This is a genomic window from Paenibacillus sp. Negev47 (genome assembly GCF_058313655.1).
Genome location: NZ_CM177754.1, coordinates 3,074,397 through 3,095,003, shown reverse-complemented (window position 1 = coordinate 3,095,003; position 20,607 = coordinate 3,074,397). Strand labels below are relative to the sequence as shown.

Below are 20,607 nucleotides of genomic sequence, written 5' to 3'. Positions count from 1 at the left end.
ATACGAACGCTAGACTTCGACGGATGACTTACCGTTGAGCTAACGGAGGGACTGGCAGTATCTCAATTTGTGGAGGTAAAATATGGACTACAATCCACGGAGGGAAACGGTGTTAGAGACGAAACGATTACGTAACGATACCATAGCGGCGGGTCGTCGTCATACCGTTGGTCTTAAATCTGACGGAACGGTAATGGCAGTGGGTGATAATAAATACGGTCAATGTAAGGTAAGCGATTGGTGCCATATCGTCGCAGTCGTTGCTGGTAATGTACATATGGCGATGAACACGGGTAATGCCCATACCGTTGGTCTTAAATCTGACGGTACTGTAACAGCTGTAGGTTGGAATAAGCATGACCAATGCAATGTAAGCGAGTGGCGTGATATTGTAACAGTTGCAGCAGGTTGGTGCCGTACTGTTGGGGTTAAATCAGATGGCACGGTGGTTGCGGTGGGGCGAAATAATGAAGGTGAATGCAACGTGAGTAGCTGGCATGATATTGTAGCGATCACAGCGGGTGACTGGCATACAGTCGGTCTAAAATTAGACGGAACGGTAACAGCAGTTGGTAACAATAAGTATCGCCAATGCAACGTAAACGACTGGCGCGATATATTGGCTGTTTCGGCGGGGTATCTTCATACTGTTGGACTTAGATCGGATGGCACGGTAGTGGCTGTAGGGCGAAATAATGAAGGTGAATGCGACGTAAGCGGCTGGCACGATATTGTAGCAGTTGCAGCGGGGAGTTATCATACCGTTGGCCTTAAATCTGACGGTACGATGGTTGCGGTGGGTTTGAATAAACATCACCAATGCGATTTAAGTGGTTGGTACGAAATTAGGGCTATTTCGGCGGGGTGTGCCCATACGATCGGACTGAAATCTGATGGTACGATGGTTGCGGTGGGTGATAATGATTATGGACAATGTGATGTAAGAGGATGGAGCAGCATCCAACAATAAACCGCCCTTAGCCTTTTATTTAATCGGTACAAGTTCTTGTCCCAAGCTAAGGACAAGAACTTGATCCCATTGTCGAAAAGGACAAGAACATTGCGTCATTTCGAATTAGATTGTTATCTAAATATAATCATGACAGAACTTATGTAGCGAGATAAAAGCACAAATTCACTTTCTGAAGGAAGAACTCAGTTCCATTGCTGAAAGAAACATGGTATCACTGTCGATTAGAATATTTTATCTGTTACATTAAGCTAACGGGCAGGTTAGTTTAATGATCCCTGGTTCAGTCATTACAACAAACAGAACAAATATTCTAATTATAGTGGTGTTAATTTTCTAACTATGGAGGGTTTTTAGCATAACTGAAAACGGGATTGTATTGGTTGTGCGGCATGCAGAATATGATCCTTATACCTAGCAGCTTGCTGTCTGGGTGTATGTTCCCGCTTGAATTAATGCCGGCAACTATGCAGCAGCTCGCGCATTTTCTTCCCCAGTATTGGCTTCTGGATACCTTTAGCAACCTACAGCAAGGGGTATCCATGGGGCAACTATCCTTGAATCTGATCATTTTGATTGCTTTTTCCGTTGCCTTATCTTTCATCCACTTCCATATTGCCTTGCGGGAACGTAGTGAAAAATTCAAAATATCGATCCAATCCGGACTCTAAATTTCAGTCTTTAGTAGGAGGTGAACGATGATGAAGTCCGTATAATTAGGAATTGAAAGGAGAGTCATATCTTACTCAAAATGGGCATCTTTATAGACAAATTGGAGGTTGAAAAGATTGAATAGGGACGAAAAAAGCATTAATGCGCCAAGCCTGTTTCGCAATCGGTTCCTGCAGACGATTTTATTATCAAGCGTGCTCCTGCAGGTTGGCATCTGGGTACGTAATTTCGCTATTCTCCTGTACGTTGCGGATAGAACAAACAATGATCCATACGCCATTTCGCTAATCAGCGTAGCAGAATTCGCGCCAATTTTTGTTTTTTCGTTCATCGGAGGTACATTTGCCGACCGCTGGCGGCCGAAGCGAACGATGATCTGGTGCGATTTATTATCCGCGGTATCGGTATTCGTAGTACTTCTGACCATACATTACGGTTCTTGGCACTCCGTCTACCTTGTCGCATTCATCTCGGCTATTCTTTCGCAGTTCTCCCAACCTTCAAGCATGCGATTGTTTAAGTATCATGTGCCGGAAGAACAGCTGCAGCAAGGGATGGCTCTATTCCAATCGCTGATGGCCATCTTCATGGTGCTTGGTCCTATGCTCGGAACCTTGGTTTACAGCACTTTTGGCCTTGAAATATCGATCGCTGTCATGGGCGTAGTTTTTCTGCTCTCCGCACTCGTTCTTATTCGTCTGCCAGAGGATAATATGCAAGCTCAAACCGTCGCTGTAAAAGGGCAGTTCCGTAAAGAATTCATTGAAGGCTTCCGCTATGTTTGGCAAAGCCAAGTACTGCGGATGCTCGGACTTGCGTTTATTCTCGCGGGACTCGCTGTTGGCGTAGCTCAAGCGCTCAACCTGTTTATCGTAACAGAGCGGCTGGGCAGGAGCGAGGAGTTCCTGCAATATCTGCTAATGGTAAATGGTGCAGCTATGCTGATTGGTGGCGGAATCGTAGCCGTCTTCGCCAAGCGGGTTCCGCCGCAGATTCTTCTAGCGATAGGTATGATCGCAGGCGCAGTCTGCACAGCCATTGTAGGGTATTCGACAAGCGTTCCGCTCACCCTGACCGTTCAATTTCTGAATGGACTTGTTTTCCCTTGCATTCATATTGGGATCAGCACAATGATTCTGAAATGGTCAGAGGCTTCGATTGTCGGCCGGGTGAATGGGGTTCTGAATCCGATGTTCGTTGGCATGATGGTCGTTTCCATGTCTTTTGCTGGCGCGTTAAAGGATGCCTTTTCACTGGGGACGATCTATGGCGGTGCAGGATTATTATTTCTTCTTGGCGCACTGGTCATGGTTCCGATCATGAACCAAAAAGCGCCGGATAACGCACATATTGCACAAGAGACATAATTTCGCGATACTTATAAAAATTTAATGAAGAAGAGCCGGCCATGAAGAAGTGATCGGTTCTTCTTCATTCCCTGATGTGGTTAAGACCAACAATATCACCAATCATTTTGCTGTACGAAATTTCTGATAATTCAGACAGCAGTCTACGGAAAGAAGATCTGGTCAAAATGGCTGAGGACTTACTTACATCTCGCTAATATCCACAATCCTGCTGGGTGCAAAACGATGATTTCGTTTTGCTCTCTTTTTCATGTATGAGTTATTAATAATTACATATCGGTTAATGTTTACCTTAAATAAAAGTAAGTGTCTTTCCCAGTGAAATCAAGTGATTTTGATCAGCCCATAAGATGAAATATGAATACGTATTTCCTTGAATCACAACAGGAGCAGGATATTTTACAATAAGTGCCGCCTGATTTCTCATTTCCACGGGTTGGTCCTCCGAAGGAAATACGAAACAGGCTTCTTGTGCTTGAATAATAACAGGGAAAATTCGGGGGTTTGCCCCATAGGGTTTCAACATATGAAAAGCTTCCGCTCTGCATACCTCGTGAATTCCTTCCTCAGAAGAGATCGCGGATATCTGAAAAAATCCGTCCGCTCCTTCGAATCGTTCTTCGGTAACTTTGTGCCAGCTTCGCGGATAATAGAAAGATACCTTGTATACCTGATTGAGATATAATCCATATGGATGAACATCATGCACTCGTGGGGACCAACTTAGAGCTGTAATCCACCTTGCTTCAACAATTTTGACCGGGTTATTAGGTGTCCTTACATCAATAATCCAAATTTCGTTTGCTTGTTCTTGATTATTACATCCTGATAAGTAAGCGAGTCGGTTCCCATCCGGCGACCAACTTAAAGGGGTAGAGAAGCAGGTGGAGACTGCCCATGTTTTTTGTTGCCCTCCAACTCGGCTGTCAGTCTGGATTAAAGAAACATATTGATTATCCACGATGTCGGTGGCACTGTATGCAATGATTGAAGAGTCCGGGGACCATTCGGGGAAATAGTTTTTCGCCTGAGGTCCACCTTTAAGTTGGTAGCTTGCTCCTGTTGTCAGGTTCACCGTTGTAATCAAGGAAATGCTGGCTCCTGGGGAAGTATATAGGGCAAACTCTCCGTTAGGTGATATTCTGACATTGTGGAGAGGACCCTCAGTATTTTGAGTTAATTGCTGTTTGTTCATGCCATCTCGGTTGATTTTATATAGTTGGGTATTGCCTGCTTCATCCGGAGCTGCAAACAGGAGAGCCACTCCTGAAGGAAACCACTGGACATCTGAGGCTCCATGTTGAATGATCGAACCGCTGGCATGGGAGTTGATATTGTAGATCACAATTCGTCCGTTTTTTACATAACTCAAGTATTGACTATCCGGTGACCAGCTCAGTAAAGTATAAGCGTCAATTTGATCAATTTGTGCCAATTCCCTGCTGATTAGATTGAATACATACACAATATTTTTTTTGCCGATAAAGGCGAAGTTCCGGACATCTGGCGACCAATATGGAATCGAAAATTCCTCACCAAGATCTTGGGTTAGCTTAATGGTCTGTCCTGTTAAAGGTTGATAAAGCCAAATGTCGTACGAACCACCCCCAACATTTGAAGTGAAAAGGATCGCTTCACGATCAGCAAGATTCATCTTTGATTTCCGCCCTTCAGGTTTGATTTCACTACAATGTATTCAAGTAAAAGGAAATAGGCGAATGATTAATCATTTGTTGTGTCTTCAAACTAAAACACATAGAATAATGTTCACAACCGATACAACCGAATCCAAGCAAAAAGGCTCCAAAGGATACAAAGGTTTGCTAAATGCCATTCAACATGTGGAAGATAAACCGGCAGGTGCTGTACTAGCCGATATTTTGCTTACAAAATGTGCGACTGAGCTGACGGACGAACAGAAAAAAGAACTTGAAGTCATCATTAATATTCAAAACGATGTGAAATAGCAGAAGAATACACAATAGTTGCAATATACAAATAATATGTTTATAATAGGCACCAAAGAGGTGATCATGTTGCCGGATAACCAAAACCCAAGAGAGTTATTACAGATCATGGTACGTCGCTTCGGCTTGCTGGATAAAAATTGTTGCACGGTTGGAGAACAGGAAATATCTTTAATCCAAAGTCATATCCTATATGAAATTGACCATCAACATGAGCCATCCATGCAACAAATTGCCGAAACGCTAGCCATGGATATTACAACCTTTAGTCGTCAAATACAGACGTTGATTAAGAAAAACCTGGTCTTAAAAACACCTCATCCTGAAGATCGGAGAGTATACATTCTGAGATTGACGGTAGAGGGGAAGTTTGTAGCGACAGCTATAGATCATCGGATGAATACACATCTGGAAGAGGTTTTTTCTTTCATGACCGATACAGAAAAAGCAATCGTTATGCAATCTGTTAAACTGCTGAATGATAGTATGTTAAAATCGAAAATGTGCTGTACGCCAGTGGGGTAATGAGCGGTATTACCCCGTTACATTTCTCTAATACTTGTAATTTGCAAATACATTCAACTAACTACTGGAGGTCATTTGAAATGAATAACATTGAATTCAAACAAGTCGAGTCCTGTTGTGCACCTACGCTCACGGAGAAGCAGATCTCTCTTCAAGAGCCTGTACACCAAGGAGAGCTATCTCATTTACCTGTAGCCATCATTGGTGCTGGGCCTATTGGTCTGGCAGCAGCAGCACATCTGATTGAAGCTGGCCAATCATTTATCATTTTTGAGGCGGGGAGTAAAGTAGGTGAGAATATCTCCAAGTGGGGCCATGTTCGTCTATTTTCGCCATGGCAGTATAACGTAGATAAAGCAGCAGAAAGGTTGTTGACGAAGAATGGGTGGATAGCCCCATCTCCAGACGAATTACCGACGGGACATGAGCTGCGTGATCTGTATTTACTTCCGCTCGCAAAATTTCCGAAAATTCAAACGGATCTTCATTTAAATACACGTGTTGTGGGGATTAGTCGCAAAAATACAGATAAAATGAAAACCGTAGGCCGCGAGAAACAACCCTTTATGATCTATGTTGAAGAGGAGGGGAAGAACAGGCGGTATGAAGCTAGAGCTGTGATCGATGCTTCAGGAACGTGGGAACACGCTAACCCTGTGCTTTCTAGTGGTGTACTCACTCCTGGAGAGAAAGTTCTTCATGACCGTATATTCTATGGCATTCCGGATGTACTAGGGGAAGCGCGGGAGCGTTACACGAATAAACATGTTGCCGTTGTAGGAGGTGGGCATTCGGCCTTGAATACGTTACTTGATCTATCCAGTCTGCAAGAAATGGATTCAGGTACAAAACTGACTTGGTTGATGAGAAGAGATCAAGTAGAGGAAGCTTATGGTGGAGAAGCGAATGATCAACTGGAAGCCAGAGGTAAACTAGGAAGTCGAATTCATAAACTCGTTGATGCTGGAAAGGTCAACGTGATAACGCCATTTCATATTCAGGAACTTCAGCAGAAAGACAATCAAGTCACCATCATTGGAGAGCAACGTGGTGTTATTCAGGAAATAGCTCAAGTGGATGAGATCATTGTGAATACAGGTAGCAGACCCGACTTTACCTTCTTAAGAGAGTTGAGGCTTAGCATTGACCAGATTACCGAAAGTGTCGAAACCCTGGCACCATTAATAGATCCGAATGTTCATAGCTGCGGCACCGTTCGTCCACATGGGGAGAACGAACTCCGTCAGATGGAACAAGGATTGTATATTGTAGGTATGAAGAGTTATGGACGTGCACCTACTTTCCTGATGGCTACAGGATATGAACAGGTTCGATCCGTTGTGGCCTTTTTAGTCGGTGATCTAGAAGCCGCTTTAAAAGTAGAGCTGGATCTACCGGAGAACGGTGTATGCAGTGTCAATCGCCAGCAAGTGAAGGCGGTAGCTGAGGAAAAGAGTGATTGCAGTACTTCTTGTACCAATTGAAAATGGAAGAGAGCGTACAAACACCCGAAGCGTTGGTTCTAATTTGAACCAACGCTTTTTTAGGTTAATTTGAATTAAACGTTGACTTCAATTTTTTCATATTATAATATAAGCATGCACTTATATTTAACGGAAGGAGGAAGTGATATGGATTCTATTCAAGAAGCAGCGGATAAGATTAAATTGCTGGGCGATAAAACACGTCTTACTATACTTACACTCCTCAAAGAACGTGAATGGTGCGTGTGTGAATTTGTAGAGATTTTAGACATGTCACAACCTGGAATTAGTCAGCATTTGCGCAAGCTGAAGGATCAAGGCTTGGTTAAAGAGAATAAGCGGGGCCAATGGGTATACTACTCTTTAAATGTAGAGAATACACCCTATATTAAATCTGTCTTGGAACTGATGCCGGACACGGCAACGATTCTTAAGTCCTTGAACAAAGAGAACTTTACATCCGTTTGTAATTAATTTTTAATCAGTATATAAGTATATTGTTATATACAAATATAAATTTAAAGGAACTGAAAGAGGGGGAAGGTTTTGTTTTCCACACTGTTAGCCTGCATTATCTTTTTAATTACGTTAGTCCTCGTCATCTGGCAACCTAAAAACCTGTCCATTGGTTGGTCTGCTTGCGGCGGAGCAATTCTTGCTTTACTTGTGGGTGTGGTCAATCTCCAAGACGTCTGGGATGTGACGCAAATCGTGTGGAATGCCACGCTTGCATTTGTAGCGATCATTCTGATTTCGTTAATTCTGGATCGTATCGGATTTTTTGAGTGGGCTGCCTTACATATGGCCAAGGCTGCTCACGGCAATGGTGTCCGGATGTTTGTTTACGTCTCGATCTTGGGAGCTGTGGTTTCTGCCTTCTTTGCCAATGATGGAGGCGCACTGATTCTGACGCCGATTGTTCTAGCCATGGTACGCGCACTGAATTTCGATGAGAAAAAAGTGTTTCCATTTATTATGGCCAGCGGATTTATTGCAGATACGACCTCTTTGCCACTGGTTGTAAGTAACCTGGTCAACATTGTATCTGCCGACTTCTTTGGCATTACCTTCATGGAGTACGCAGGAAGGATGTTTGTTCCGAATCTGTTCTCACTGGTTGCAAGTATCGGCGTGCTGTATCTCTTCTTCCGAAAAAGTATTCCAAAACGCTTTGATGCGAGTGAATTAAAACCTCCGGTAACTGCCATTAAGGATATGAAAATGTTTCGGTTGTCGTGGGTGGTGTTGGGGGTTCTTCTCATTGGATACTTCACCAGTGAATTCATCGGTATTCCCGTATCTCTTGTAGCAGGTGTTGTCGCAATATTCTTCCTGATCATGGCTTCCCGCAGTTCTGCTGTACCGACTGCATTGGTTGTCAAAGAAGCACCGTGGGCCATCGTATTCTTCTCCATCGGCATGTATGTCGTGGTCTATGGTCTACGTAACGTAGGTTTAACGGATCTCCTAGCCGTGGTCATTCAGGCTGTGGCGGATCAGGGATTGTTTGCTGCAACGATTGGTATGGGCTTTATTGCGGCAGTCATTTCATCCCTGATGAACAATATGCCTACTGTGCTGATTGATGCGCTTGCCATTGATGCAACAACGGCTACAGGAACGGTTCGGGAGGCGCTCATCTACGCCAATATTATTGGATCAGACCTGGGTCCCAAGATTACCCCGATCGGTTCACTGGCGACGCTGCTCTGGCTTCATGTGCTTAGCACGAAAGGCGTCAAAATCTCATGGGGCACTTACTTCAAGACAGGTATCATTATCACCGTTCCGACTCTGCTTATTACGCTTTTGGGTCTGTATCTGTGGTTAAGCATTCTATAATTCAAACAACGAGGAGACGATGAACATGAGTAAAAAAACACTGTACTTCCTGTGCACAGGCAACTCTTGCCGGAGCCAAATGGCCGAAGGCTGGGCCAAGAAATATCTAAGTGAGGACTGGAACATTTATAGTGCAGGAATCGAGGCACACGGTCTGAATCCAAAAGCAGTGGAAGCCATGAAAGAAGTTCACTTGGATATTTCTACTCAAACTTCCGATATCATTGATTCGGAGTTGTTGAACAATGCTGATTTTGTAGTCACATTGTGTGGAGACGCCGCAGATAAATGTCCAATGACACCACCACATGTCAAGCGGGAACACTGGGGATTCGATGATCCTGCCAAAGCCCAAGGTACAGATGAAGAGAAATGGGCTGTATTCCAAAGGGTTCGTGACCAGATTGGGGAGCGCATTAAAACGTTCGCTGAAACCGGCAAATAATACAAACTGCCGGGAGAGTTCTTTCCCGGCTTTTCCATTTTCGAAAGGAGTGTTTTGCCTTGAAAATAATGGAAATTTATGATCCTGCTATGTGTTGTTCTTCTGGCGTATGTGGTCCAGGTGTTGATCCGGAACTGATTCGTGTATCTGCTGTCGTACATAATCTGCAGAAGAAACAGTTTCGGGTATCTCGCTATAATTTCATGCTGAAGGCGAAGCCAAGCTTGCGTGGATGAATATGCTTTTGTATCAAGGGGTGAAAGCATTGCCTATTGAAAATATGATACGGTTCACTGCCTTCTGTTAACAGATGTAATACGCGCCAATAAGCGAATTAATTACGCTTGCAAGAAAAGTCAATGCCCGGAAATTCGCAGTATATCAGCGGATTTTTGGGCTTTTTCTTGTTGATTATTGTTATCGGATACCCTATATTAAGCCTCTTTGCTTTGTGAAACGAAACGCCGCAAAAAGCGTCGATTGCCGGAAACGGCCTCAGACCCTATGCTGACGTTAACCGCTCCCGGACATGCCGGAGCATGGAACTTATCGGGTGAACGGTAAACCAGCAGATGGAGGTGTGGGAATATGGCTTCACGAATGGACACAGCCGGCAAAGGCAAAATAGAAAGCGCATACAAGAAAAGCCAGGCTGCGGAGCGAAGACGAAGCATCTGGAACGGCATCAAGCGCGATCGCTTTTTGTATCTGCTTGCACTGCCGGGCATCGTGTTCTTTATCTTATTTAAGTACGTGCCGATGTGGGGGATCATGATCTCGTTTCAAAATTATTCGCCTTATCAAGGCATGTGGGCGAGTCCGTGGGTCGGGTTCGAACATTACATCCGTTTCTTTTCGAATCCCGACTTTCTGATCTTGTTCCGAAACACGATGGCGATCAATTTACTGTCGCTGATTTTTTTCTTCCCGCTGCCAATTTTGTTATCGGTCATGATGAACGAGCTGCGCGGCAACAAGTTCCGTAAAACGATCCAATCGATCGTTTATCTGCCGCATTTTCTGTCTTGGGTCATTATCGTCGGCATAACGTTTCTTCTTCTGTCTACCGGCGAAGGCATCATCAATCAACTGCTGGCAGCGGCCGGATTTAACAAAATCGACTTTTTGACCAATCCCAATTACTTCTGGGGTCTGCTGACGGTTCAATCGATCTGGAAAGATGCAGGCTGGGGTACGGTATTGTTCCTTGCCGCGATGGCCGGGATCGATCCGCAGTTGAACGAAGCAGCGAAGATCGACGGAGCGGGACGCTTCCGGCAGATCTGGCATATTACACTGCCGGGCATCCGTTCGGTCGTAATCATCCTGCTTATTCTGCGGATTGGACATATTATGGACGTCGGTTTCGAACAGGTTTTCCTAATGATGAACGGCGCCGTATCCGAAGTTGCAGATGTATTCGATACTTATGTGTATCGGCTTGGTATCAAGCAGGGCCAACTCAGTTTCAGTACCGCCGTCGGCGTGTTCAAATCGGTTGTAGGTCTGATCCTGGTTATCGGAGCGAACAAGCTAGCCAAGAAATTCGGCGAAGAAGGTGTTTATTAAAAAAAGGTTCATAGGAAGTTCCAATCGATGTGAAGAAACGAAAGGAGGCGCGAGTTTTTTATGCTCCAGTCCAAAAGCGATCGTCTATTCAATGCGACCAATCTATTTTTTCTGACTGTGATCGGTCTGGTCACGTTGTTTCCTTTGTATTACGTGCTGGTCGTATCGTTTAGCGACCCGGCAGAATTCATTCGTAACAAAGCGACGCTTTTCCCGAAAAAGTGGAGTCTCGATTCTTACCGGTATTTGTTGTCCACCGATTCTTTTATCCGTGCGATGGGCAACAGTGCGTTTCTGGCTACCGTCGGCACGGCGCTCAGTTTGTTCGTGACATCCTGTCTCTCTTATGCCCTGTCACGAAGACGGCTACAGGGGCGGCGGGTGATGATGCTGTTGATTCTGCTGACGACGCTGTTCAATCCTGGTATTATTCCGCCGTACTTGTTAATCCGCGATCTCCATTTGATCAACAGTATCTGGTCGCTAATTCTGCCGGTGCTGACCAGCGGGTGGTATGTATTATTGATGAAAGGTTTCTTTGACAGTATCCCGCCCAGCCTGGAAGAAGCGGCCCGTATAGACGGCTGTAACGATATCGGCGTGTGGTGGCGTATCATTCTACCGCTGTCACTGCCATCGCTGGCCGCATTCGGCCTGTTTTACGCCGTAGCGTACTGGAACACCTTCTTCACGGCGCTGCTCTACATCAACGATTTCAACAAGCAGCCTCTTCAAGTCCTGCTGCAAAACATGCTGATCGACTCGTCGACGGCGTCGGGAGGGACGGCAGCGGCTGAGATGACGGCCGAGCAGCAGATTCCGTCGGAAACGTTAAAAATGGCAGCCGTTGTAATTGCAACCATTCCGATCCTGATGGTCTATCCATTTTTGCAAAAGCATTTCGCAAAGGGCGCGATGGTCGGTTCGGTGAAAGAGTAAGCGCAAGTACAAGCAGAGTTTGATTACCTATCCGAAGAAAAGGGGAGATTCAGAATGAGGAAGAAAATGAGAGCGAAGTTGGGATTGGTGTCAATTATGGTGCTGTCCTTGGCTGCAACGGCCTGCGGCAATCAAAATGCAGCATCCGGCGTGCCAGAAGATGGAAAGCCGCTGCCAGTCAGTATCATGTCGATGTATTTTACCCCGGAACCGCCCGGAGCGGACAATGTAATCGTTCAAGAGATCGAAAAGAAGACAAATACCGATCTCAATATCACCTGGGTATCGCCGAACAGCTACGGCGACAAGGTGAACGTTACGCTGGCATCGGGCGATATTCCCGATCTGATGCTGGTCGACGATCCCTTCTCGGCTCAGGTACGTACCATGGTGCAGCAGGGCGCATTCTGGGATCTGACGCCTTATATTCAAGACTACCCTAACCTGTCGGGGTTTCCGGAAGAGTCCTGGATCAACACCAAGCAGGCCGACGGCAAAAACTACGGGATTCCTCGTGTACGTCCGGTCGAAGGAGGCCCATTCCTGTTCCTGCGTAAAGACTGGCTGGACAATGTAGGCATGGACATTCCGGAAACGACAGACGAATTTTACGAAGTGCTCAAAGCATTTACGAAAAACGATCCAGATGGCAACGGTAAAGACGATACGATCGGATTCACAGGATTGGTCAATCAAAATAATATCGGCAGCTATGGGGCAATCGTTAGCGCATTCACGCAAAATACCGGAGATTGGAAAGAGGTCGACGGCAAGCTGGTCAACGTTAACCTGATGCCGGAAATGCGCGACGCTCTGGAATGGTTGAGCAAAGCTTATGCTGAAGGGTTGATTTCGGAAGATCTCGCCGTTCTGAAAGAGAGCCAGACCAAGGACCAGCTGAATGCGGGCCGTGCCGGCGGCGCCGTCAACACCGTCGAAGCGGCGTGGGAGCCGATGGAAGCGAATCTGAAGAGCAACCCGGACGCGGATTTCCTGCCGCTCATTTCGATGAACGGCTGGACCAACAAAGACGGCGGATTTTTCGGGATGTTCGTGATTCCCAAGACCGTATCGGAAGAAAAACTGAAAAAACTGCTTGAACTGATGGACTACGGCGCGTCGGAAGAAGGCGGAACGCTGGCTAGCTACGGTCTAGAAGGCGTTCATTATACCGAAGAGAACGGAATCAAGATGGCGACGGAGCAGGCTAAGACCGATATCGTTGGTTCGCAGGCGCTTGGTCAAATCTTCATGAATTATGACAAATATATGCGCGCGTATCGGGGCGGCATGCCGCAGGAGATCTTTGAGCGGAACAAAAAGATTATCGACGAGCGTGCAGAAATAAGTGTTCCTGACAAAGCGATTGGATTGTATTCGGAAACAAATATTTCGGTGGGACCTGAGCTGGCGAAGAATATTCAGGATATGAAAACCAAAATTATACTCGGCAAGCAGTCGCTGTCGGACTGGGACAATTATGTCGAGAAATTGAAAAACGATTCGGATCTGCAAAAAATTACGGATGAGCTGAATCAGGCTTATGTCGACCGTCAAGCGGCGCAATAAACGACCGGCGGAGTCATTCCGAAAAAGTGTACACAGGAGGGCCTCCGGAAACGGGGGCTCTATTGTGTTTATTTTCCTTTTTACATAAAATTGTGTGGACTGCTAATAGCGTTTGGAAAAAAGGGGGGGCAGCTATGACTAATATTCGAAGCTGGCGAAATTTTCGGTTGTGGAGTCGAAGCCGGGAAGGAAAAGGACGCTTTTATCGCTACAGTCTGATTCTGGCACTGTGCATGTCAAGCATCCCCACAGCGGTTATCGGTTTCTCGTCTTATGCGCTGGGTACGGCGCACATCGAACGTGAGGTCATGGGCAGCCACCGGGCACTTGTCGAACGATCGGCGGAAAGTATGGACGAACTGTTCGTGCAGGTAGAACAGTCTGCGGCCCGTTGGGCGCTCGATCCGAGACTCGACGCTGATCTGCGAAGAGCGGATCTTCGTATGGAATATCAGAGAACCCAGGAGCTGTACCGCTTTTTGGGACTGATGAAAGCGTCGTATCCGGAGTTGAAAGACGCAAAGCTGCTGCTTGCGCGCAGCGAGCCGCTTTTGCTGTCGGATACGGACGGGTTAAGAAATATTTCGTTCGCAGAAGATAGTAAGCGGTTTCAAAAGCTTGTCGATGCACCGTCCGATCTGTATTGGCTGGATGATTTTCGCTGGACCGCTTCCGAGAACGAAGAGGTCGTATTGGTCCGGAAGCTGCCCGGTTACGGAGAACCTTACGGAGCTCTTCTACTGAATCTGGACAGGAATCAGATTGAAGAACGGATGCGCCGGGCATCGTTCGACGATAAAGGCGCTTCGTTTCTGTATGCAAGTTCCGGTCCCCCTTTAATCCGTATGTCGGATGTGCTGCCGGACGATCCAATGCGAACTCCAACTTTCGAATCTGCGCTGCGTGAAGAACTTCGTACCCGGGTCTCGGACAAACCGGATTCTTATCTGTTCAAATGGCTGGGCAAGACCTACTCCGTCTCCCACAGCCAACTGCAGCGGCCGGGGGTCGAATGGACTTACGTGACGGTGTCGCCTTTGGAAGCATTAACTCGCCCTGTCGTACTGCTCTCACGTTCGCTGCTCGCCGTCAGTTTGGCCGGCATGCTTCTGGCGCTGCTGATCGCCTGGTTGGCTTCGCATCGGCTGCATAGACCGATCAGTCGATTGGTAGAGATCCTCAGCGGCCAGTTCTCGCCGGCGCTTGCCCACTCTTCAGCGGATGGGGCTGCGGGAACGGCAGAATCGCCGGAAAAAGAAAAGGGCCTGAGCCGGCTGCTGCGTAAGATCCGCCTAAGCCAGCAGCCCAAAAGCGGAACGGCCGCTTCCGGAATCGAGAAGGCTGGACATCCATACGATGAACTGGACTATATCGAGACAAGTTGGCGCGGTCTGGCCGACGCCAAAAGAGAAGCCGAAGCCCGGCTTGAACACACGTATCCCGAACTGAGATCCGCCTTTTTGATGCAGTTGATGCAGGGACATTATCAAACTTTGAGCGAGCAGGAACTGCTGTCGCGAATGGAAAGATTCGGGTGGTCGATCCATCCCGACGAGCGGCTGTCGGTTTTCTTGATGCAGGTGGGCGTGCTGTCGCCGCCGGAATCGAAGTTCCGTGAAGAAGACGAACTGCTGATGACGTTCGCTGCCGCCAATGTAGCCCGTGAATTTGTAGAGCAACGTATGAAGCGTGCAATCGTTGTGAATTTTCAGGATTCGACCGCTGCCGTGCTGATTCCTTATTCCATAGATGAAAGCGGCGTTACGGCCGAGACGAATCGAGAATATATGCACGGTTTGCAAAGTTCAGCCGAAAAGATCCAAGGTGATGCTGCAAATGAAGAAAGCGATGAACAGCCGCTGAACGCACTGTGGAAAAGGCTGGGGGGAGAGTTGGCGGGCACGGTACGCTCTGTGCTGCGGCTGCAAACCCTAGTGTGCATAGGCAGTGCCTCCGGAATTCTGGAAGTGCCGGAGCTGCTTCATTCCCAGCGAGGTGCACTGCGTCATATTCCGCACGACGAAGATTGTCGGGTTCTGAATCTCGACGAATGGATGCCGGATCTAGATGAGCAGAGCACTTATCCATTCGAGCTCGAACGTGAGCTGCTCCGCTGCGTCAAGCTTGGCCAAATCGAGGAAGCGGCCGAGCTGACGGATGAATTGATCGATGAGCTTGCGCGCCGAGTGGTCTCGAAGCCGGAAATGCGTAATCTGACTATGCATCTACTCGGCAGTCTACTGCACACGATGATGGAGAACGGCGCTCAATCCGAGCACGTCGACCGTATGGGATTGTATGAACGACTTGCCACTATACGCCAGCCCAAAGCGATGGCCGCCTTTGTGCGTACACAGGTATTGGAACCTTACGGCCGCGAGATCGGCAGCGCCGAGCGGCTGTATACTGATCGTCTCGCGGAACGAGTCAAGGAAGAGATCGAACGTGATTATACGGCAGATTTCTCGCTAGAGAGCTGTGCGGAACGTTTTGGCGTCAGTTCTTATACGCTCAGCCGCTCATTCAAGCAGGCCTATGGCAAAAACTTCGTCGATTATGTGATGGAACTTCGTCTTGAACGGGGCCGGGAGCTGCTATGCACGACCGACCTCAAAGTAAACGAGATCGCCGAGTCGGTCGGATATCATCCCTCGTATTTTATCCGGCTGTTCCGCAAGCAGAAAGGCATGACGCCCGGGCAGTACCGAATGAAGAAAAACGGATAAAAAAGCGCGAAACAAACTTTTTGCGTGTCTGTCGTATTAACTTTTAATACGGTAAGGAGGGATTACTATGTTTTTTTCTGAGGTAATTTGAATATATGACCCAGTCAAGAATTGAGTTGGCGAAGTTTTGAGACGATTCAAATGGAGAAGGTGAGTTATTAAAAATCAATGAGAAAATGTCGAGGGACAAGAACATATTCCCATTACCGATTAGGTGATTATCTAAGAGAGGGTGGTGGGTCTTTTTTGAGTGACTGAAACATGAATACACGAAAGCCTTTGTGGACGTAACGGTCGCAAAGGCTTTTACCTCTGCTATCAACGTATATAGAAATCATTCATTTCTGAATCGATATTGTCTCGGCGAGATGCCAACAAACTTCTTGAATTGACGCATGAAATGAGTGTCATTCTCGTAGCCGCATGAGTTAGCAATCTGGGTTACTGACATCTCACTATGATCCAAAAGATACTTCGCGCGTTCAAGCCTTCCGTTAATAATATCCATCATTACAGAACAGCCAAATAACTGCTTATATATACGTTGGAAATAGGATTTACTTAGATTTAATCGTGCAGCCAATTCCGTCACAGAAACGTTCTGGTGAGGAAAGCGGTAGAGATCATTACGTAGTTCCGTAAATCGCATGTAATAACGATTCAGTTGGTGAGGAGTAGTTCGTTCCCGTAAATCGGTTAATTTCATAAAAAAAGACCGAAGGTCACAATCCATAATTCGCTCACGTAACGGTCCGTCAAGCCGATAGATGTTCTGTAGTTCCATGATACACCTAGAAATAAGCAACGGATCAGATGCTTCAACGGGCGTATCCAAAGGGAAATTCAATTCCGCAAGAAATTCCGGTAAATCATCTCCATTACAATGAAACCAGTCGTTTATGAAAGGGCTCTCAATTTCGCGATAAGAATGGGGGGTCCGGGGTTGAAAAATGATAAAAGTATCCTTTTCAATGACCATTGTGTCATTGTGTAGTTTCACTTCTGCGTTGCTATTAAAAAATACAAAAGTGTAGTTACCGGAGCCGTACGGACGATTCCTTATGATTCCTTCATGGTGAATGGTATGGAACCCGCATGAGAACAACTGCAGCATACTTTAACACTCCTCAGCACAATAGGTCAGTTTTTGATCATTATAGTTTATTGTAGGAGAGGTTACAACCGACTATAATTCTTTTAGACAACTGTCAGATTAAGGGGGAAGCGCGATGTCGGGCGATAGGAAGTATTGGGTGGAGACCTTGGTTCGAATTGCATATCCTGTTCTTCATTCTTTATCGGAACGTCGGTTGGTTAATGATATGCCTGTTGAAGCAAGGGAGGGAGATCGGACAGATTACACATACTTGGAAGCATTGGGACGTACGCTTGCGGGAATTGCACCATGGCTTGAGCATGGACCGCGTTGTGGAGACGAGGGAGAGATTCGAGCTAGAATCGCAGGTATGGCCAGGCTGGCCATCGAGGCTGCTACGGACCCGGATTCGCCTGACTTGATGAATTTCACGAAAGGTGGCCAGCCCTTGGTTGACGCAGCCTTTCTTGCTAACGCGGTTCTCCGGGCTCCAAACGAGTTATATGAATTGCTGGATGAGAAAGTGAAGGCTAATTTAATTATAGCTTTGAAGGCAACGCGTATTATCCGTCCCGTATTCAGCAATTGGCTGCTGTTTAGCGCCATGATTGAAGTCGCTCTGTATCGGATGGGAGTAGAGAATTGGGATCGTATGCGCGTCGATTATGCGCTAAGGCAACACGAGCAATGGTATAAAGGGGACGGAGTATACGGAGACGGTCCCACATTTCATTGGGATTATTACAACAGTTTTGTCATTCAACCCATGATGATTGATATTTTGGATGTGATAGGAGATCAATTTGGCGATTGGAGTACACTTCGGAATAAAGTGATGAAAAGAGCAGTACGTTATGCAGCCGTTTTGGAACGGATGATATCACCTGAAGGAACGTTCCCACCAATTGGACGATCACTTGCCTATCGGTTCGGTGCATTTCAGCACCTGTCTTTAATGGCTCTAAGGGATGAGCTTCCTGAAGAACTGCTACCAACTCAAGTCCGCTGCGCGCTTACTGCCGTAATCAGGAGGCAAATCGAGATGCCGGGTACGTTCGATGATTCCGGTTGGCTTCGCATTGGTTTCGCTGGCAGTCAGCCTGATATCGGAGAAGGATATATTTCGACAGGTAGCTTGTACTTATGCACGACGGTATTCCTCGCCTTGGGACTGCCATCGGACGCTGAATTCTGGCAAGGAGAGGCAGAATGGACGTCACTAATGATATGGTCAGGTAAAAACCTCAAGTTGGATAAAGCAATGTCGAACGACATATAGGAGTTCACCTAAAGGAAGGAGCAATTATGATGACGGTCAAAACGGAATGGGTGCAAGAAGCTTGGGATCAGACGAAGGCAAAAGTAAAGCGTATTCATCATCGAATCGGAGATGGATTCCCGCATGCAAGTATAAATGGAGAGTATCAGCTTGAGCCAGCATCTTGGTGGACCTCTGGTTTTTGGCCAGGATTGATGTGGCTTGTTTATCGTGATACGCAAGATAATGAATTAAAGGAATCAGCAGAATCATGCGAAAGCCAGCTGGATATATTGCTGACCGATTCAAATAAGATTGATCACGATATCGGTTTTATGTGGACCTTAACAAGTGGAGCAAGATACAAGATTCTCGGAGCAGAGGATTCTAAACGAAGGGCGCTGCTTGCTGCAAACCTACTTGCTGCACGTTTTAATGCCCAGGGAAACTTCATTCGTGCGTGGAATGGGGAAGAACATGCAGGCTGGGCCATTATCGACTGTATGATGAATCTGCCGTTACTTTATTGGGCATCCAGTATAACCGGAGATCCACGATATAAGCACATTGCAATCAAGCATGCTGATACGGTGTTGAAGCATTTTTATCGGACTGACGGGTCGGTTGCTCATATCGTGGTTTTTGACCCCGATACCGGCGAAAAGCTTGGAGTGAAGGGAGGACAAGGATTCGCACCAGAATCTGCGTGGTCTCGTGGGACGGCATGGGCTATTTATGGAATGAGTCTAAGTTACCAGTACACAGGTGACCCGAAATATTTGAATGCAGCCAAACAAACAGCTCATTTCTTTATGGCCAATTTACCGGAAGACCATGTTCCTTACTGGGATTTCCGTTCGTCAGAAGGAATTCCTGCGATTCGTGATTCCTCGGCTGGAGCTTGCGCTGCTTGTGGACTTCTACTCCTAGCGGACCAAGTTGATGGACTGGAGGCAAGAATCTATCGCGAACGCGGAAAGCAAATTCTGCATTCATTGTATACGAATTATGGAGCCTGGGATTCGGATACAGAGGAAGGACTCATTTTACATGGGACGAGTCATTTCCCTGAAAAACATAATGTTAATGTTCCATTGATTTACGGTGATTATTACTTCGCAGAAGGTATTTCGTTGTTGATGGGACACCAGGAACGGTTCTGGTAATGTGAAATTGGCACGCAAAATCAAAGCAGCCCGCAGCGAAGGTATTCGCGGGGCTGCCTTGTTTCTGTTGTGGCTACTGCTAATCATTGTTTACTGGATGAGTGATGGTATCGAGGGACAAGAACATGGTCCGATTCCCGATTAGATGCATATTTAAACAATGATTGATCTCATACACTTAAAACCGCATTAAGTACCATAATAAATGAAAATGTTCACATTGTAAGGTCACCTTCCACGTTACCGGGCCGGCAGCAATCGTGCGGTATGACAATGGTGATCTCTGTTCAAGTGAGCCCTACGATCAGAATGGAATACATATGTACCGGGGATGTGTCGGCACGGTCATCAGGCTGACTGGTGAACCAGGTCGCATTGTGTTGACGGCTTGTGCAGACGGAATGTTTCCAGCGGAGATTGTAATTCATGCGAACTAAATCGATCTGAGTATGAATTACGTATAGGATAGGTGAACAGTGGCCACTCATTCTTGATATGAATAAAGCTATAACTAACCCAATCACCCTTTTCTGGACTTATGTGGTCTTGTTCATCCAAAATAGGATTTTTTAGTTCGTATGTCTTATTTGTCACCACCATCACTTTTTATCCACCAAAGGTTTTGATGTTGAGATTCTTTCTTGGGTTCTTGAAAAACTAGTCATGTAGTTTAGTGAGCGGACGCTCCGAATTCGATGGATCTGGAAATCCGTTCCCGCTATTGCATCTGGAAATTTCATAAACAGGAAACAATATTTTCATAGAACCCAAGAAGGCCGCCGATCAACAGGATCAACGGCTTTATTCAACTATCGGGCAGACGTCTTTGGAACGATCCACCGCCGGCCCCCTCGGTCCCAACAGTTCATACCCTATCCATGATCCAACAAAGCCAGCAATGATATTTCCGAGTACGTCTCCCGGCACGTCCCTTCAAACAGATTTTCGCTTAACCAGCCAATTAGCCCACCGACAATGAGTATCCAGATTAGATACACGAATTGGTCTCCCT

General features: G+C 46.5%; 19 protein-coding genes and 2 pseudogenes. 18 read left to right on the top strand and 3 right to left on the bottom strand.

Annotated elements, in window-relative coordinates; genetic code table 11:
* The first annotated feature begins 82 nt into the window (after positions 1-82).
* The 3 genes from AC4G47_RS14155 to AC4G47_RS14145 all read left to right on the top strand — a co-directional run bounded on the left by AC4G47_RS14155 (position 83) and on the right by AC4G47_RS14145 (position 3,009).
* Entirely contained in the window at positions 83-970 is an 888-nt protein-coding gene (locus AC4G47_RS14155) for an RCC1 domain-containing protein (protein ID WP_491106448.1), read from the top strand.
* A gap of 392 nt (positions 971-1,362) precedes the next feature.
* Positions 1,363-1,641 (top strand): hypothetical protein, encoded by a 279-nt coding sequence (locus AC4G47_RS14150; RefSeq protein ID WP_491106447.1) that lies wholly within the window; start codon positions 1,363-1,365, stop codon positions 1,639-1,641.
* 117 nt (positions 1,642-1,758) lie between these two features.
* Positions 1,759-3,009, top strand: a complete 1,251-nt coding sequence (locus AC4G47_RS14145) for an MFS transporter (protein WP_491106446.1) — start codon at positions 1,759-1,761, stop codon at positions 3,007-3,009.
* A gap of 292 nt (positions 3,010-3,301) precedes the next feature.
* Here AC4G47_RS14145 and AC4G47_RS14140 read toward each other — a convergent pair whose 3' ends face one another.
* The gene (locus AC4G47_RS14140; RefSeq protein WP_491106445.1) at positions 3,302-4,663 is read right to left on the bottom strand and encodes a TolB family protein; all 1,362 of its coding nucleotides are present in this window, start codon (positions 4,661-4,663) and stop codon (positions 3,302-3,304) included.
* Between the two features lie 64 nt (positions 4,664-4,727).
* Between AC4G47_RS14140 and AC4G47_RS14135 the strand changes: the two genes are divergently transcribed.
* The 11 genes and pseudogenes from AC4G47_RS14135 to AC4G47_RS14085 all read left to right on the top strand — a co-directional run bounded on the left by AC4G47_RS14135 (position 4,728) and on the right by AC4G47_RS14085 (position 16,075).
* Positions 4,728-4,976 carry a hypothetical protein gene (locus AC4G47_RS14135; RefSeq protein ID WP_491106444.1) on the top strand — a complete coding sequence of 83 codons (249 nt, stop codon included), beginning with the start codon at positions 4,728-4,730 and terminating at the stop codon, positions 4,974-4,976.
* 66 nt (positions 4,977-5,042) lie between these two features.
* A complete protein-coding gene (locus AC4G47_RS14130) occupies positions 5,043-5,501 on the top strand; it encodes a MarR family winged helix-turn-helix transcriptional regulator (protein WP_458127260.1) in 459 nt (152 codons plus the stop codon).
* A gap of 80 nt (positions 5,502-5,581) precedes the next feature.
* Positions 5,582-6,985 carry an NAD(P)-binding domain-containing protein gene (locus tag AC4G47_RS14125; protein ID WP_491106443.1) on the top strand — a complete coding sequence of 468 codons (1,404 nt, stop codon included), beginning with the start codon at positions 5,582-5,584 and terminating at the stop codon, positions 6,983-6,985.
* A 147-nt stretch (positions 6,986-7,132) separates the two neighbouring features.
* Entirely contained in the window at positions 7,133-7,459 is a 327-nt protein-coding gene (locus AC4G47_RS14120; RefSeq protein ID WP_024634468.1) for an ArsR/SmtB family transcription factor, read from the top strand.
* Between the two features lie 72 nt (positions 7,460-7,531).
* Positions 7,532-8,827 (top strand): arsenic transporter, encoded by a 1,296-nt coding sequence (locus AC4G47_RS14115; protein WP_491106442.1) that lies wholly within the window; start codon positions 7,532-7,534, stop codon positions 8,825-8,827.
* Positions 8,828-8,852: 25 nt separating this feature from the next.
* Complete coding sequence (gene arsC, locus AC4G47_RS14110; protein ID WP_491106441.1) at positions 8,853-9,272, top strand: arsenate reductase (thioredoxin); 420 nt, start codon at positions 8,853-8,855, stop codon at positions 9,270-9,272.
* 59 nt (positions 9,273-9,331) lie between these two features.
* Positions 9,332-9,472, top strand: a pseudogene (locus AC4G47_RS14105) (arsenic metallochaperone ArsD family protein); the annotation flags it as partial.
* A 388-nt stretch (positions 9,473-9,860) separates the two neighbouring features.
* Positions 9,861-10,841, top strand: coding sequence for an ABC transporter permease (locus tag AC4G47_RS14100; protein ID WP_491106440.1), 981 nt, complete (start codon positions 9,861-9,863; stop codon positions 10,839-10,841).
* A gap of 60 nt (positions 10,842-10,901) precedes the next feature.
* The gene (locus tag AC4G47_RS14095; protein ID WP_458122635.1) at positions 10,902-11,780 is read left to right on the top strand and encodes a carbohydrate ABC transporter permease; all 879 of its coding nucleotides are present in this window, start codon (positions 10,902-10,904) and stop codon (positions 11,778-11,780) included.
* Between the two features lie 54 nt (positions 11,781-11,834).
* Positions 11,835-13,349 carry an extracellular solute-binding protein gene (locus AC4G47_RS14090; protein ID WP_491106439.1) on the top strand — a complete coding sequence of 505 codons (1,515 nt, stop codon included), beginning with the start codon at positions 11,835-11,837 and terminating at the stop codon, positions 13,347-13,349.
* Positions 13,350-13,483: 134 nt separating this feature from the next.
* Positions 13,484-16,075 (top strand): helix-turn-helix domain-containing protein, encoded by a 2,592-nt coding sequence (locus AC4G47_RS14085; RefSeq protein WP_491106438.1) that lies wholly within the window; start codon positions 13,484-13,486, stop codon positions 16,073-16,075.
* 334 nt (positions 16,076-16,409) lie between these two features.
* Here the strand turns inward: AC4G47_RS14085 and AC4G47_RS14080 are convergent, their stop codons facing one another.
* Positions 16,410-17,189, bottom strand: coding sequence for a helix-turn-helix domain-containing protein (locus AC4G47_RS14080; protein WP_491106437.1), 780 nt, complete (start codon positions 17,187-17,189; stop codon positions 16,410-16,412).
* A 115-nt stretch (positions 17,190-17,304) separates the two neighbouring features.
* On the opposite strand from AC4G47_RS14080, the gene AC4G47_RS14075 reads away from it, so the two are divergent.
* From AC4G47_RS14075 to AC4G47_RS14060, 4 genes and pseudogenes are all read left to right on the top strand, one after another.
* The gene (locus AC4G47_RS14075; protein WP_458122639.1) at positions 17,305-18,450 is read left to right on the top strand and encodes a DUF2264 domain-containing protein; all 1,146 of its coding nucleotides are present in this window, start codon (positions 17,305-17,307) and stop codon (positions 18,448-18,450) included.
* Between the two features lie 29 nt (positions 18,451-18,479).
* Positions 18,480-19,595, top strand: a complete 1,116-nt coding sequence (locus AC4G47_RS14070) for a glycoside hydrolase family 88 protein (RefSeq protein WP_458127261.1) — start codon at positions 18,480-18,482, stop codon at positions 19,593-19,595.
* Position 19,596: 1 nt separating this feature from the next.
* On the top strand, positions 19,597-19,740 hold the full coding sequence (locus AC4G47_RS14065; protein WP_491106436.1) for a hypothetical protein: 144 nt from the start codon (positions 19,597-19,599) through the stop codon (positions 19,738-19,740).
* Between the two features lie 91 nt (positions 19,741-19,831).
* A pseudogene (locus AC4G47_RS14060) lies at positions 19,832-20,032 on the top strand (hypothetical protein); the annotation flags it as partial.
* A gap of 435 nt (positions 20,033-20,467) precedes the next feature.
* Here the strand turns inward: AC4G47_RS14060 and AC4G47_RS14055 are convergent.
* Positions 20,468-20,593 (bottom strand): hypothetical protein, encoded by a 126-nt coding sequence (locus tag AC4G47_RS14055; RefSeq protein WP_491106435.1) that lies wholly within the window; start codon positions 20,591-20,593, stop codon positions 20,468-20,470.
* Positions 20,594-20,607: the final 14 nt, after the last annotated feature.